Here is a 15708-nt window from a genome sequence, read left to right as displayed (position 1 = left end):
AAAAATTAATTTTTAAATTAAAATAATACATTCATACTAATAGACCATGTTCTAAGAGTTGGGTATTTAGTAGTTGAATCATCATACATGTTACGGTATTTTTTTGGATATGGATTGTATAAATCCCAAAGATTTTGACCCGTAATACCAAAATTCACACCATCCACTTTAATGGTTTTAAGAGCTTCTTTTGGGATAGCAAAACCTAAAGATAAATTTCTAATCACACATCTGAAATTACTTAGTTGCCAGAAATCAGATGGGTTAAAATTATTTGTTTGATACATATTTGGATACTTCCCATTAGGATTTGTAGTAGCATCATACATATCAGTCCAAAAAATTTCATGTGACCAATCATTATGTGAAGAAGTAGACCCCGTTCCAATTCCTTGTTTTATCAAATCCAAAGCATTATAACCACCCCAAGAAGTTGCAATTTGCGATTTAAAATAAAAACTACCGTATTTAAAACCAAGATTTGTTGTAAATCCATAGGTTCTACTAGTATTCAATAATTTAACATAATCTTCTCCTTTATTACTTACAGCAATCCTTCCATCCGCCGGTGCTTGAACACCAGTTGTAGAATTAAATACACCTCCAATATCTTCATAAGCAAGCATACCCTTTCTCATATTAGACACACTAGAAACTGTAAAATAACTAGGAGTCCCTCCAACTGCTGTTGCTCTATCTGTTAGATACTGCCAATATTTCGCAATATCTTCATCGGTACGCAAAATCCCATCTCCTGAAGAGGTTTCTTTCCAAGTTCTAAATCCCCAAACTGGAAAATATCCAGGAGAACCAACACGTCTTACATTATCAGATTCTAATGCTAAAGCAGCCTCAGGAAATTTCTTAATTTCACTATTATTAAAACCAAAATTCACCCCAACATTATAACTGAATTTATCTTTAATTTTATCGTTCCAATTTATTGAAAACTCTGTACCCCAGTCATTAATAGCTCCATAATTTACTTCTGCTAAACCACCACCAACTGAAATTGGAGTCCCTACAACACTTGCCATATCAACTAAAAAATCAGTGTTTTTATTGAAAAAATAATCAAAATTAATTTGTAATCTATTATTCAATACAGCTAAATCGATACCATAATTCTGCTTAAGACTTGTATCCCATCTTACTTCTGAATTTGGAGTAATTCTTGGAGTGATTCCTGATCCCAAAGTCCCTCCCAAATTTCCAAATTGAGCTCCCTTATCTACAATTGTTTCATACAATTGTTGCCATTTCCATGCATCTATAGCATCTTTTCCTGTTTTACCAATCGAATAACGGAATTTTAAATTATCTACCCAGGAAACATTGTCTCTAAACCAGTTTTCCTTAGATACTACCCACCCCAATTGTGCACCTGGGAAAAACCCCCAATAGTTTTTAGGAGCAAATTTGGTAGAAGCATCACTTCTAAAAATTAACGACATTAAGTACTTATCCTTATATCCATAATTCAAACGTCCTAAATAAGAAAGTGTTCCTGACTCAGCTTTTGTAGCTGTAGAATTAGAACTTATCGGTCCTGCAGTGGTATATTCTCCTAGATAATCTTTACCAGTACCTTCATAAGCTAAACGAACACTTCTACTATTTAACTCAGAACGTTCAACACCAACCATTGCGTCAATAGCATGATCGCCAAAAGTTCTATTATAATTCGCAAAAATATTGGATTGTATCGCTTTGTCTACATCATTGTAATAATAAACTCTAGATTGAGCACTATTGGTTTCAATTGCGTAGATTGAATTTTCATTTTCAAGATGATTACCTGTTGTTTCATAATTTGTTATTCTAGCCAAATCAAATGGCAACTGCATCTGTTCAGAAGCATAACTAGATTGGCTTCTGGCATAACTACCTTTAATCGACATTCCTTTGATAAAAGGGACTTTATATGTCAAATTCAAATTTACATTATAATTGAATTCTTCTTCTGTTTGCTTTCCTGCATCCAAGGCTGCAAAATAATTCCAACCAGCTATAGTAGCTCTATTATTTGCACTTCCTAAATTTTTATCTGTACGAGGAAATGGAGACATCCAATATTTTTTACCATTAACAGTTGTTTCCCATGGGATGTATTTAGGCATGTGCAACAAATACATATAATCAGCCTGCTCTCCTGAAGAAAGAGAACCAAAACTACTATCATTTAAGTTAGCCGATGCCTTCGTAAATGATTTTTGTGTATCTGTTGAAGTACCCGAAAGAGAAGCAGAAAACTCTAGATTATCTGTTACTTTAACAGTTGTACCTGTACGAAAATTCCATTTTTTATAATCCTGTTCTCCTAAATTAGCACCCTGAGTATAAAAAGCAACACCTGCAAAATAAGTAGCCTTATCCGTACCTCCATTTACATTGAGTGTATGTCTTTGTTGGGTAGCTGCTTTCCAAGCTTTTTTCAACCAGTCATAATCCAAATTTTTCATTTTTTCTAATTCATCAGAAGTGAAATATTTTGATTGATCTGCATCCAAATTTGAACTTAAAAATCTGTTTTTCCAAACACCATGCTCGTAAGCACTCATCGTTTTTTGATGACTGACAGCGTCATTAACTGCAAATTGAGAATAATAATTAAACCTAGCTTTTCCTTCTTTACCTCTTTTAGTTTTCACGATAATAGCACCTTGAGAAGCACGAGAACCATAAATCGCTGCCGAACCGTCTTTCAAAATCGTAATACTTTCAATTTCTGAAGGATCCAATCTATTAAATGCCTCTTGTGATGTTCTTCCAGTTGCTGGATCAATTTGAACCATATCATCAATAACAATCAAAGGCACACTAAATTGAGAAGTCGCATTAGTAAATCCATAAGATTGACGAATAGTTATATCAGCTGACCCTCCTGGACGACTTGAACCGTTAGCATTACTAACATTTACTCCAGGAGCCAATCCTCTTAAAGCCTCGGATAAATTAGAAACAGGCAAATCCCTTACATCATCAGGTTTTATTGTAACTACCGATGCCGTAAGATTTCCTTTCTTTTGTGTACCATAACCTACAACCACCACCTCATTTAAAGTTGCAGAATCGTCTATCATAACAACGTTAATTGAAGAAGAATTCCCCACTGTTTTCTCTACCGTTTTCATACCCATGAAAGAAAATTGCAGTACAGCACCTTTTGGGACTTGGATTTTATATGCCCCATCCATATCTGTCAAAACCCCATTTTTTGTTCCTTTTTCAATAACATTTAGACCAACAACTCCTAGTCCGTCTTTATCTACCACCTTACCTGTGATAGTTGTACTTTGCGCAAAACCACTCCAGCTCATCAAGCTGAACAGCAATACACTAAACACCAATTTAAATGTTTGTTTCATAATTGTGTTTCTTTTGGTTAAAATTTAATTGTTTTTTGTTTGGTTTATATTTTCTAAAAAATTGAATACTCAATTTGATAGTTTTTTTATTCTAATTTTGACTATGTAAACGTTTACATTTTGTAAGAAAAAGAAATGCTTTTAGACTAATTTCCTAATGACAAAAGACTATGTAAACGTTTACATATTTCAAATGTACTAATTTTTTATTACAACACGATTTTTTGACAACATTTTTTTAATATTTCGTGTTTTTTTTATGTTAAATTTTCTTTATTCAATTAATTGAAGGATTTTAACAAGTTTTTTAACGTAAAAACCAAACTGCCATTTCTTTACTATTGCCATTTCCCCATGCGAAATAAGGAACTAATTGTAAAGAAATAGGTTCTTTAGCATTTTGTAAAGGTTGGTACAACTTTTTATCCCAAGTATTCGAATTCAAAAATCCCTTTGCTTTAATAGCCACTAAATCTCTATTATCAATTTTAGTATTTTCAATTTTGAAATCGGAATGAACATCCAAAACCACTTCATTTATAGAAGCTTGTTTTGAAATCCCATTAGATTCCAAACAATAAACTAGTGGGCCTCTTTTAACCGCAACTTGATTTCTCGCTTCCTCAACCAATGGATTAGCCTGCATTAATTCAACTGGCATTGGGATATTTAAACTAACAATGTCTCCTTTTTTCCATTTACGCTCCAATTTAAAATAGCTTCCTGAAACGACTGCTCCTTCAACAACTTTACCGTTAACTTTTATCGTAGCTCCATTACTCCAACCCGGAATTCTTAAAAACAAAGCATAATTTTCCTTTGGTGCGTTGTCCATTGTAATGGTTATGGCTCCATCCCAAGGATAATTCGATTGTTGGTGTAGTTGTATTTTTTCTCCTTCTTCAGTTGCTGAATTCAAATTATTACTTCCGTATAAATTGACATACAAACCTTCCTTTGTTAAACTATAGGCATAATTATTGACTTCGGCCACCGTACGGGTTACATTTGGAGCACAACAATTGGACAAGGCGATATAACCTTCACGTTCATTCCCCCAACGTTGTTGAAAAGGCAAATCGGAAGTAACTGTCAAAGGGTTATTGTAGCAAAATTTGTTTCCTTCAAGATTAATTCCAGACAAAACACTATTGTACAATGCCAATTCTAAAACATCGGCATATTTAGCATCTCCCGTTAACTGAAGCATTCTCCAATTCCACAATACATTACCAATATTCGCGCAGGTTTCCGTATGCGCAGTAGCATTGGGCAATTGAAAAGGACGACCGTAAGCCTGATGAATTTTTTGAACTACTGTAGGGTCATAAGAAGTTCCATCCGGAGAAACGCCATCATACAAGGCTCCACAAGCACCTGTAATGTACATTTTGCGATAAACAACATCTTCCCAAATAGACTGTAAATTATCTAATAATTTTTTCTCACCTGTCTCAGCATACAAATCGGCCACTCCGGCGTACAAATAATTAGCTCTCACCGCATGTCCCATTGCAGTTGTTTGCTGTCTAAACGGAATTCTATCCTGATTATCATCGGTTCCGTCATTAGTTGTTCCACGAATATCAATAAGATTATTGGCCAATTCTAAATATTTCAGATTCTTAGTAGTACGATACATTTCGACAATTCCCATATAATGCGAAGGACAAATAGCATTACGAGCTAACTCAGGTGATGCTTTTTTGTAAAAATCATACAAGAAATCGGCAACACCTTTGGCTATAGTTAAAAAGTTATCTTTTCCGGTAGCACGATAATGTATACAAGCGGCAGTCATCAAATGCCCCATGTTGTATTTTTCAAAGCCCAGTTGTTTTTTCACTTCATCAGGACCTAAAGTTCCCCAACGCTGGTCTATCAAAACAGGCGTATGTAAATAGCCATCTTTGCGTTGCACTTTAGCAAACAAGGCTATGGCTTCGTCCATTTGTTTATCCAACTTTTTGTCTTTGGTCACTGCATAAGTCGCCGCCATTCCTTCAAAAATTTTATAAAAATCCCCATCATGAAAAGAAGGTCCTTTGAAAGTTCCTTTTCTATTTCCGGCAGCTATTTCAAAATTGGCGTAAGCGTGACACACCTCATCATTATGATACAAGTCCCACATGTACGGTAAGGTCTGATTATTTTCAACATTAAGCTGTTCTTTCCAAAAACCGCCAGTCCAGTTAACATCCTGCAAACCAACACTTTTTAATTTGGTAAACGGACTAGCTGAATTATCCACCAAACCTTTATTTTGGGCGAAAGAAATAGCAGATAAAAGGACTGCCAAAACTACAATGATGTTCTTTTTCATTTTCTAATTATTTAATTATAAAATCTAACCGCAAAGTTATCAAAGCCTTTTAACTAGCTTTAAGTGACGCAAAGAACACAAAGCTTTGCGCTCTTTGCGAAAGCTTTGTGTACTTTGCGGTTAAAAAAATTATTTCACAAATACATTTATTAGTCTATTCATACTATCTCCATCAGCATCCTGAACACTTACTTCAAGAGTAGCAAAACCTTTTTTGTTTGCTTTAAAAACAATTTCTTTTTTAGCTATCGAAGCAGAACCATTATTCACTTTACCAATTATGTATTTCGGCTTGCTTGTATAACCTTTGAAGAAACTTTCTACATCTAATTGTAAAGTTTCATTTTCACTGATAACATAGTGCGGCTGTGCCAACCAATTCAAATAATCCTCCAATTGGGTGTACCCATTTTTAGTAGCTGCATTAGCATCCGAAAAATCACCTTGTGTAGAATTCGGATTCAATCCTTTAGCAGTTTCCCACCAATTTGGCAATCCGTCCTGATCGGTATCCCAGTCGGTTGGACGAGCTTCATTTGGATACTCTTCCCAACTTCCGGCATCTTTTTCAGTATCAATCATTCCGCCTAAACCACTTTTACTTCCTTTGAAAGTATAAGTTCCTTTTAAAGTTTCTTTAATAATTCTTTGGTCATGCGTATCAAAAATTGGTTGGTTAGCCCCAACATCAGACAACACATTTTTATAAGCTGCCTCAGCCGATTGTGTAGTTACAAAAGATTCAAAGAATGGTTTGTTTAAGAAAGTCTCGTATGTAGATTTATCTCCATTAGAATAACTCGCCGTTCTTCCTTTTTCCTGATTTTTTTCATTAAAATGACCCGGCATCACATTCCCATCAAAATAATATTGTTGTTTTCCTTTTCCCACTCCTTCATGTTGTGCATTTAAAGCAAAAAAGAAATTGGTAGCCGCTCCCGGTTTGTAATAATTGTTTACAAAATTCACCTGATTGGCACCGCCGTCGGTAGCACGGTGTCCCCAGTTATACACTACGTTATTACGAATATCAACCTTACCACCATAATAGCCATCACCATTTAATCCACCACCAATACTCCAGTTACGACCATAATTATGAGCTAATAAATTGTGATGAAAACTACCTACATCTCCACCAATTGTCGCCGCATAACCGTGCATTTTACCAGATCCATACTTATCATGACCTGCCACATTTAAAGCTTCGGCAATTAAAGTTCGTTGCAAACTGATATTGTGCGCTCCACGAGAACTGAAGGATTCATCAATAGTCCAACTAATCGAACAGTGGTCAATAATACTATTGTTGGCACCGGTTAATCCCATTCCGTCATAAGTAGTTCCTGCACCAATACGAACTCTCAAAAAACGAATAATTCCGTCATTTCCGGTTAATCCAATTGGCGCTCGGCTAATCATAATTCCCTTACCCGGAGCGGTTTGCCCGGCAATCGTAACATGAGGCTGACTTACCACTAATCTTGACTTTAACTGTATATTCCCTGAAACATTAAAAACAATGGTTTTAGGCCCAATTTCCTGCTCTACCGCATCTCGTAAACTTCCCGGTCCGCTATCATTTAGGTTAGTCACGGCAACCACTTTTCCACCTCTTCCTCCTATAGCAAAACGACCATAACCTTCGGCACCCGGGAAAGCAATTTGGGCTGGTTTAAAGAACCAAACTTTGCCTTTCGTCACTTCATTATTGGCATCAATTGCATCAACTCTCCAATAATAACTTTTCAAATTATCTAATGAACTAATGTCAATCGTAGCTTCATTCATTTTCAAATTCCCTTTGAATTCCGCCGAATCATGATTGGCTTTGGTTACTAAACCTTGGCTTTCGCCAAAATAAAAATCATGAGAAATTGTTCCTTCCGGTGACTTCCATTCTAATTTAAAATCATTTGCTAAAACCACATGTTCATCATTATTGGCAGGTTTTGGTGTATGAGCTTGTTTTTTAAGGTTAGGCAAATCCAATTCGAAACCATTCAAAATTACTTTTTGGATTTTCCCTGCAGCTTGTGCATCAGCTTCTAATCGAATTACCACCTCTTTGGCATCCTGAACATCAAACTTGATATAGGAAGTAGCTGCTTCGATGGTTGAAGTCGCACGATTAGATGGCAAAATAGTTTGCGAATACACGCCGTTTACAAATACTTTAACCGGAGCATAATTGGCCAATTCAGGACTATCAAACGTATTATTGAAAGTCAGCAAAGTATGCGATCCTCTTGACAAACCACTAAAAATCATTTCAACGCTTTTATCAGCCACTATTCCGTCATTGACTAAACGGGCATAATAAGGAGCCTGAACTCCTGTTTTGTACCAACTCGAATTGATAGTGCCTTTTAAAGTGACTTTTATGGTTCCAAAAGACTTTTCAATGGAAGTTCCTTCGCTGATGGGCCAGGAAATATAATTAGGATCATTTACCTCCTGAGTTCTTCTTTGTGCCAAATCCAAATCGACTTTTAAAGACTTTGTTAAGGGAAATTCCTCTTTATTTTGAGCACTCAACACCGATGTAAACGTTATCATTGAGCAGGCGTAAAAAGCCAGTTGTTTTACTGCATTCATTTCTTAAATTATTTTAATTGTTCTTTCTCTGCCAAAGACATTCCCAGCAGATTCACGATATCTTTTTCTCTTTCTTTTGGAAAAACACTCAAAAAAGTTAGTTTTCCATTTTCCAATTTCACTTCTACGGTAGTGTTTTTAGGAGCATGCAATTTAAAATGCACATCCCAATCCTTTGGCCAAGCCGGGAAAATATAAATGGTATCCCCATTGCTTTGCAAAAGCATTTCCTGCATGCCTATCATGCCACTTCCTCCCCAGTTATGGTCTGGAACCCAGTCAAATCCGGGACCCCAAAAGGCTGGAAAACGTCTTTCGGAATTGGCCATCTTCTTCAAATTGAATTGGGCTGCTTCCTCTGTTAATCCCAATCGGGCGGCGAAAATATTATCCTGTTTCCAACCAATATGACTTCTAAATTTCAACGCATCTGTATCGTATTTCCAGGTATTCCAAGCCGTTTGAATATCCGCTTTTCCTAATCCGTAAATCTTCCACGGATAAACTGCATACAATTGAGGCACTTCGGTATTATTGATTCGTTCCCAAGATTTTGCCGGAGCCAATGTTTTGTATCCATCAAATTCCCTGAAATTTAAAGGAGGAATTCGGGTTTGAAATGCTTTCAGATAGTCCAAATCTTCTTTCGATAAGGAGTCAGCCGACAACATCAATAACTGTTCCGAAATTACTTTTAACGCCGAAATTGTACTATTCGAATTGTACGCCATTTTATAGGTTTCGGCTCCTGAACCCGGATACAGCACCAAATGACCATTGCCATCCAAGGCTTTTCGACCTCTGTTTTTGGCCAAATATTGATAATGTTCGTCAAAAAACCGAAGGCAACTCAGGATAAAAGACTCGTATTTTTTAATATCGGCATTCGCATAGTCCTTTTGCGAAAGCATCATTTGACAAAATTCCAAAACCGTATCCCATTCGTATTCCAACCAGGCGTTGTATTCCATTCCCGGATCATAATCGGCAGGGCGTTTCCATTCATATTCCGCAGGATTGGGCAAGCCAAAATTTTCCAATTGTTCTGTAAAAGACGATCCACCGTGTTTCCAATAGACTTGTGAACGCAATTCGGCATTTTTTTGCAAACTCAAATAATAATCCAATTGGGATTGCATCATGTCAAAATCACCAGATTTCAGCATCGGAAAATAAACCAATCGTTGGTTTTGTGCCGTCATCGTTCCACCACCCCAATTGCGAAAATCCGGAGTAAAATTCAAATCTTTATTGGTATGTACGGGATCAACCGTGAACAATCCGCCATTGAATTTCGTTGGGTATTTTCCATAAGCATTGCAACCCAGCATGTAACGGAACAATTGGTAGTTTTGCCCCATTTGATATACTGAATCCTTTTCTGTCTTTGCCTTTTGTGTATAAATAAAAGAACGATTCCAGAAGTTATGCCACCAAGCAACTGTCTTATTCTTGTCTTTTTTATAAGTTGCGATTTGTTTTTGCAATTCTTTGTTCCACAAACTGGCATCTACTGATTGATTCGTATGCAACTGAATTTGGAATTGATGTTTTTTAGATGATTTTATACTCGAAAGTTGGAAACCTTTAAAATCAGTATCCTGATAAATTCCGTTATACGTTCCGTTTGCTTTTAAATTGCTTCCATATAATTGTCCTCCAAAAGTCAGATTCCCAATAGGATTCAGCATTTGGTCTTTTACTGATTCCATTTTTTGCTGCTTTACCGTCACATCAAAAACAGTAGTTGCTCTGTTTCTGTGATAGAATTGCACCCTATTTTTTTCAAATGAAATCGAATCTTTATAAGTGATTATATCGCCTTGTGGCGCCCATTTGTACGAATTGGCATTATTAGCCTTTCCTTTAGAATCTCTGTTTTTATAACGCCAGCTTTCATACGAAACATTCATTTGTGTTGGAACTTTACTAATCACATCCACATGAATCACTGGATTAAAAACGTCCACCCAAAGTTTTACCGTAGTTCCGTTTTGGGAAATACTAATATTTCCATCTTTCAAACGTAATTCCTGCTTAAAACCTTCATTATCTTGAAATGGATTCGGACTCAGACTTACCTTGATTCTTCCTAATTTGAGTAAAGTGTTGTGTTCGTCAAAAGTTCCCGAACGTGAAAAATAAAAATACAAATCGCCTTTTTCTACCCAAACATTCGCACCGATATCGCCACCACCCAAAGGCATAGATTCTGATGCATTGGTACTTTGTGTGGTCCAAACTGGATTATAAGTATCAAGCACAGGTATTTGCGCCTTGACACATAGCGACAAAAGAAAAAAGATGTATTTTATATATTTCAATTTTATTTATTTTAGTCTACTTTGTCATTCTGAGGAACGAAGAATCTCCGCTATGTGAGTCACTTGATGAGATTCCTCCTTCGTCGGAATGACAAAATCGTGTTTCTATTTTTTAAAACCAAATTACCAATTATCCGTTCTGAAAGAAGAAATTGGCAATCCTCCTGTACTGAACAATTCCGCTTTCGCAAAATCTTTAAACAAATAACGCACAGCAACTGGTTCTTTTACTTTGTCTGAAGTCAGCACCACCGACTTTCTTCTCACTTCTGCCTTAGCCGGATAAAACACTTTGTCGCTTCCTGCTATTTCAAAACCAACTACTTCTTTTCCATAAGAGGTAATTCCGTTTGGTGCTTTATCAAAGGAAACCGTCACCGAATTATCTTTGATTTCCATTGCCTTATATTCCGGACTTTCAAACTCAAAACCATTCAAACCATAGGTTTTGGTCAAGGCCAAATAAGCCAATCGACTACCTCCTGCTTTTTTATCCGCCGGATGAATGTTATTTTCTTCGCCAATATCCATCAAAACAGCCATTCCCGAATTTGGAATTTCCGCAGAAGCCTGCAATTGGGCTTCTCGCAAAAACGCCGAATTAAACGCTACTTTATTGTCAGTTGGATGAAATTGCGCATAATTAAACGGTGCAATCTGGCAGTAATAAAACGGAAAATCGCCTTGTCCCCAAAGTCCTCTCCAGCTGCTCACCATCTTTTTCATTAAGTCTTTGTATTGTCCCGCTCTTTCATAATTGGATTCCCCCTGATACCAGATACAACCTTTAATTCCGTAACCAATGACCGGAGAAAGCATACCGTTAAACAAAGTCGTAGCTACTCGGTTGGGATCTTTGGCTAAGTCTTCTTTGGTCGTTGGGATTTTTGTTTCTTTAAAATCCTTCAACATTTCCTGATTCATCCAGGCTTCCATGCTAGAACCTCCATAAGAAACATGAATTAAACCCACCGGAACCTGCAACAATTCCTGCACTAATGAACCAAAATTCCAGGCTGTAGCACTAAAATTCCCTGTGGTTTGTGGCCCTGCAATATCCCATTTCCCCTGAAAATCTTCATTTGGCGTCAAAACCGTTGCTCTTGGAATTGTAATGAATCGAATATTTTTATTGGTCGAATGCACTATCATTTCATTCCCATTCAAAACAGGCTGACCCGGAAAACCTTTCAAAGGCATTTCCATATTGGATTGTCCGGAACACAACCAAACTTCACCAATCAAAATGTTTTTGATAACTGCCTTATCTTTTCCTTCCGTAACTTCAATTGAGTAAGGTCCACCTGCTGCAGGTGTTTGTAACTGTGTTTTCCACTTCCCTGCATTATCAGTTTTCACCTCATAGATTTTAGCATCCCAGGAAGTTTTGATTTTTATCGTTCCGTTCTTATTCGCCCATCCCCAAATAGGTGCTTTCGTTTTTTGTTGCAATATCATATTATCCGAAAACAAAGCCGGTAATTTGATAGCTGCAAGCACTGGAAAACTGGCTAATAAACATAAAATCGCAAAAATTGATTTTCTAAAATTTTTCATTATTCTGTATTTCTTTTTATCGTTCTTTTCAAACATTTAAAAGTAGTCTAAAAGTCATTGCGAGGAACGAAGCAATCACAGTAGTTGCTCTCGTTATGAGATTGCTTCGCTACGCTCGCAATGACTTTCCCATGACTTATTTTTTAATTTCTAAAGTCACCGGTCCTAACAAACCTGCTTTTAATAAATTTTCACTTTCAACTAATCGGTATCTTGCCAATGTCCAAGTCAATCGGTCTTTTTCAGGTAATTTTTGGTCACCAATTAATCGATTCGCCCAAGTATTGGTCACTTTAATCATCAGAGTGTTTTTCCCTTTTTTCAAAGCTTTCGAAATTTGGGTACGATATGGGAAAGTCCAAATCGTCCCGCAATCTATACCGTTTAGGGTTACTTCAGCCAAATTAGCAATCGAACCTACATTCAAATACACTGCTTCTTTATCTTTTCCATCCCAAACAAATTCTTTTGAGTACACAGCTGTTCCTGAATAGTATTTAATATTCTCATCCAAAGAAGCACTCCAATCAAACAATTTATTGATTTTCAAGACTTTTTCAGGTCCTTTGAACGCAGTATCAAATTGTAAATTCCAGTTTTCGTCTAGCGTTTTAATAGTTTTGAAGTTGGCTACATTCGAACCATTTTCAGCAGTAGTTAAAGTCGTTTTCTCTTTAAAAATAATAAAACAAGATTCATTTTTATCCAATTCTAGAGGAATTATCGTTCTACCATTCTCCACTTTCCATTGTTTCAAAACAATCGTTTCATCGGTTACCGGATTGTATAATTCCGGAATTTTTCCGCTTTCGCGAAATGACAAATGAAGGCTGCGTTGCTTTTCTAACTGATTCGAAATAAAATAAATCTCTTCGTCAGCGCTTCTTCGGTGCGTCCAGGCGATTGAAGCTCTGTCTGGATTTTGAGCATCTTCAAACAACACATCAGCATCAATTCCAATTTTAGAAAAATCATTATCCAAAAATGGCAATTTAACCACTTTGCCTTTTCCTAATTGCTGATTGGCATTCGACCATAATTCATCTACAACTGCCTGCCATTTTTTAGCTTCGGCTTCGGTTTGAAAACTTGGTGCTGCGATTGGTTTTTCATTAATGAATACTGTTGCCCCTTCTTTTACCAATGCCAATATTTTTTCGGCTACAGCCAAAGAAATAACTTTGTTAGGCGCCATTCTTCTGCTTCCCGGAAACAATAAAGCGCCGTATTCAATTCCTCCATCGAAACTTACTTTACCATTCACCACTTTGGCACGATTTACCAAAACATCGGCATTGAAAGAATCGTATTGGTAACCGTTCATTGGGTTTACCCATTCGGACAAATCGGTGTCATTTTTAGAATAGGTCACTTCTTTTGGCATTTTAGTCGTTGGCTGACCTTCATTTTCCAAACGGATTTTTTCGCTTTTTACTCTAGCTTCGCCAAAAACATTGGGTACAAAAGGAAACAATCGATCCGGAACTAAAGAACGAGAAGGCAAATCTTCGCCAATAAAAACAGCCAAATCCACTACCGGTTTCCCTTTTTGTAATTGGAATTGCACTCTTTGACAATACTCAAACCAAGCTTTTCCGGGTTTCCACCAAGTTTGGTCACGCTGAAAAAACGAACCAATATCATCCAAAGTCATTCCCGGTTTTCTGTCCAACCAAGGATTGTGCACAAAAACATGGTAGAAAAAACGGTTAATCCCTAAAGCATAATTGCTGTCGGCCAGCGTTTTCAAATTCCCCGGATGTTCGTCCCAATCCATTCGTAAAGCCGTAAAAGCTTCCGCCTGAATGATGTCTTTTCCATAAATATGTCCTCCCGAAATAGCGTCTAACATATCAAATGGTTTATCGTGGGTTGGGCTTTTTAACCAAAATTCCCCACTTGGATAATCCACATATTTAAAATGCAGTAAACCATCACTCATCATCGTTGGCGCCACATTTTCGGAACTGAATTTTAGATTATTTTCTTTGGCAATATTCGCTACCGTTTCGAAGAAATTATCCGCTACTAAGTCGGCTATGGTTTTACGAACATCGTACAATACTTTCTCTGAAAAATCTATATTTTCAATCGGAATTCCTGCCATAACCGGCAAATAATCCACTACATCATAACCGCGTCGTTTTTTGAATTCGCTTTGAAAAACTGCAGACCAGTTCTGACTGCCACATTCCCAGCTATCCAAATGTAAAATGCGCAACACTCTTGAAGTTAACTCCGGACCTGCGGTACGAACGGCCTCCCCAAACCAATGATCCAATTGAAAACGAATCAACTCCGGATTGAATTTGTCCACTTCCAAGCCTTTTCCAGCTCCACCAGTAGCATTTTCGTGACCTGTTGAAGTATGTCCCATTCGGATAATTTTCCATTTTCCTTTTGGTGCTTTCCAATTCAAATTGCCATCGGTATCCACAAATTGGCTCACATTAATTATTGAAGCTTTTGCGAAAGCATCCGTATTTGGAATATATTCGGTTGAAGTTGTTGGACTCAGTCTCCAAACTGCTCCCGATTTCCCTTCGTAATTATCAATCAAAGATTGATTTGAAAGCGTGATTTTACTCACTTTTAAATTCGCCTGATTCCACTTGGCAAAATCCAAATCTTCTGCTCCGGGTTCGGTTCCAGCTGGATCAAAAACAAATCGGAAATACTTGGCCGTTGTTGGTTTAATGGCAAATGTCGTCCCATAATCGGTATTTTGCCAACCTTGACGAGGTGGCTGCAATCGTTGATGAAAGGCAAAATTGACTCCATCATTACTGGTTTCAATAATCAATCGTTGCGCCTGAAAATCCAATCCTTTGGTTTCAATCTTAATATTTCGGCACAAAAATGGTTTCTCAAATTCGTATAGAATCCAACCTTTAGTAGCAATTTTCAAATTGCCGTCTTTCTTAGCATCCGCCAGAAAAGAAGCCTCTTCCCCATTGGAAACAGTTACCTTAGGCAATTGTATTTGCGAATTACTTTCGAATTCTTGAATCGGAATAGCAAAAGTGGCAATGTCTTTATAATAGTCCTTGTAATGTGCAGGAACAGACAATTGTACTATTTTCTTTTTCCCTCCTATGAATTCCGTTGTGGACCAAACTACTTTTTGCATCGACATTTCCGGAGTAATCCAAGGTCCTCCAGCCACTGCAAAACCATCGGCAGCATGGAAAGCCAGTTTAACACCTAATCTATCTCCTTCAATAAATGCCCAACGCACCATATCCCAAAACTCAGCACTCAATTGCAATACAGGTGGATTAATCAAAGGCGGTTCGCTTGGACCTTTGATGGTCATCAGATACGCACCTTCAATTCCGGCTTGTTTCATGGCTTCTAAATCGGCGGTGATGCCCACTTTAGAATAAGCCGATTTCATCCAATACCAATACACCCAAGGTTTTGAGGATTCGATAGTGGGTTGAAAAAAGCTATTCTCTTTCTTACTAATTTCCTGTGCGGAAAGCATTCCCACAAAAAACAAAAAAAGAAAGATGATTTTTTTATTGAGCATTATTGT

General features: G+C 37.1%; 6 protein-coding genes. All 6 read right to left on the bottom strand.

The window, feature by feature from the left end; translation table 11 throughout:
* Window positions 1-17 precede the first annotated feature (17 nt).
* The 6 genes from ACFPTQ_RS03510 to ACFPTQ_RS03485 all read right to left on the bottom strand — a co-directional run bounded on the left by ACFPTQ_RS03510 (window position 18) and on the right by ACFPTQ_RS03485 (window position 15702).
* Window positions 18-3368 (bottom strand): SusC/RagA family TonB-linked outer membrane protein, encoded by a 3351-nt coding sequence (locus tag ACFPTQ_RS03510; protein ID WP_379773927.1) that lies wholly within the window; start codon window positions 3366-3368, stop codon window positions 18-20.
* A gap of 307 nt (window positions 3369-3675) precedes the next feature.
* Window positions 3676-5691: an aceric acid hydrolase gene (locus ACFPTQ_RS03505; protein WP_379773925.1), complete on the bottom strand. Its 2016-nt coding sequence runs from the start codon at window positions 5689-5691 to the stop codon at window positions 3676-3678.
* Between the two features lie 129 nt (window positions 5692-5820).
* Entirely contained in the window at window positions 5821-8289 is a 2469-nt protein-coding gene (locus ACFPTQ_RS03500; RefSeq protein WP_379773923.1) for a pectate lyase family protein, read from the bottom strand.
* Between the two features lie 8 nt (window positions 8290-8297).
* Complete coding sequence (locus ACFPTQ_RS03495; protein ID WP_379773920.1) at window positions 8298-10613, bottom strand: DUF5703 domain-containing protein; 2316 nt, start codon at window positions 10611-10613, stop codon at window positions 8298-8300.
* Between the two features lie 123 nt (window positions 10614-10736).
* Window positions 10737-12170, bottom strand: a complete 1434-nt coding sequence (locus ACFPTQ_RS03490; RefSeq protein ID WP_379773917.1) for a sialate O-acetylesterase — start codon at window positions 12168-12170, stop codon at window positions 10737-10739.
* Between the two features lie 136 nt (window positions 12171-12306).
* The gene (locus tag ACFPTQ_RS03485; RefSeq protein WP_379773914.1) at window positions 12307-15702 is read right to left on the bottom strand and encodes a glycosyl hydrolase; all 3396 of its coding nucleotides are present in this window, start codon (window positions 15700-15702) and stop codon (window positions 12307-12309) included.
* Between the last annotated feature and the right edge of the window lie 6 nt (window positions 15703-15708).

Source organism: Flavobacterium sp. GCM10022190, assembly GCF_042656445.1.
GTDB lineage: Bacteria > Bacteroidota > Bacteroidia > Flavobacteriales > Flavobacteriaceae > Flavobacterium > Flavobacterium nitratireducens.
The sequence above is the reverse complement of the archived record's forward strand: the minus strand, read 5'-3'. Positions and strand labels throughout refer to the sequence as shown.

Excerpts from the sequence above, each read along its gene's own strand:
- ACFPTQ_RS03500 (WP_379773923.1), bottom strand. The coding sequence starts at position 8,289 with ATGAATGCAGTAAAACAACTGGCTTTTTACGCCTGCTCAATGATAACG.
- ACFPTQ_RS03485 (WP_379773914.1), bottom strand. The coding sequence starts at position 15,702 with ATGCTCAATAAAAAAATCATCTTTCTTTTTTTGTTTTTTGTGGGAATG.
- ACFPTQ_RS03510 (WP_379773927.1), bottom strand. The coding sequence starts at position 3,368 with ATGAAACAAACATTTAAATTGGTGTTTAGTGTATTGCTGTTCAGCTTG.
- ACFPTQ_RS03505 (WP_379773925.1), bottom strand. The coding sequence starts at position 5,691 with ATGAAAAAGAACATCATTGTAGTTTTGGCAGTCCTTTTATCTGCTATT.
- ACFPTQ_RS03490 (WP_379773917.1), bottom strand. The coding sequence starts at position 12,170 with ATGAAAAATTTTAGAAAATCAATTTTTGCGATTTTATGTTTATTAGCC.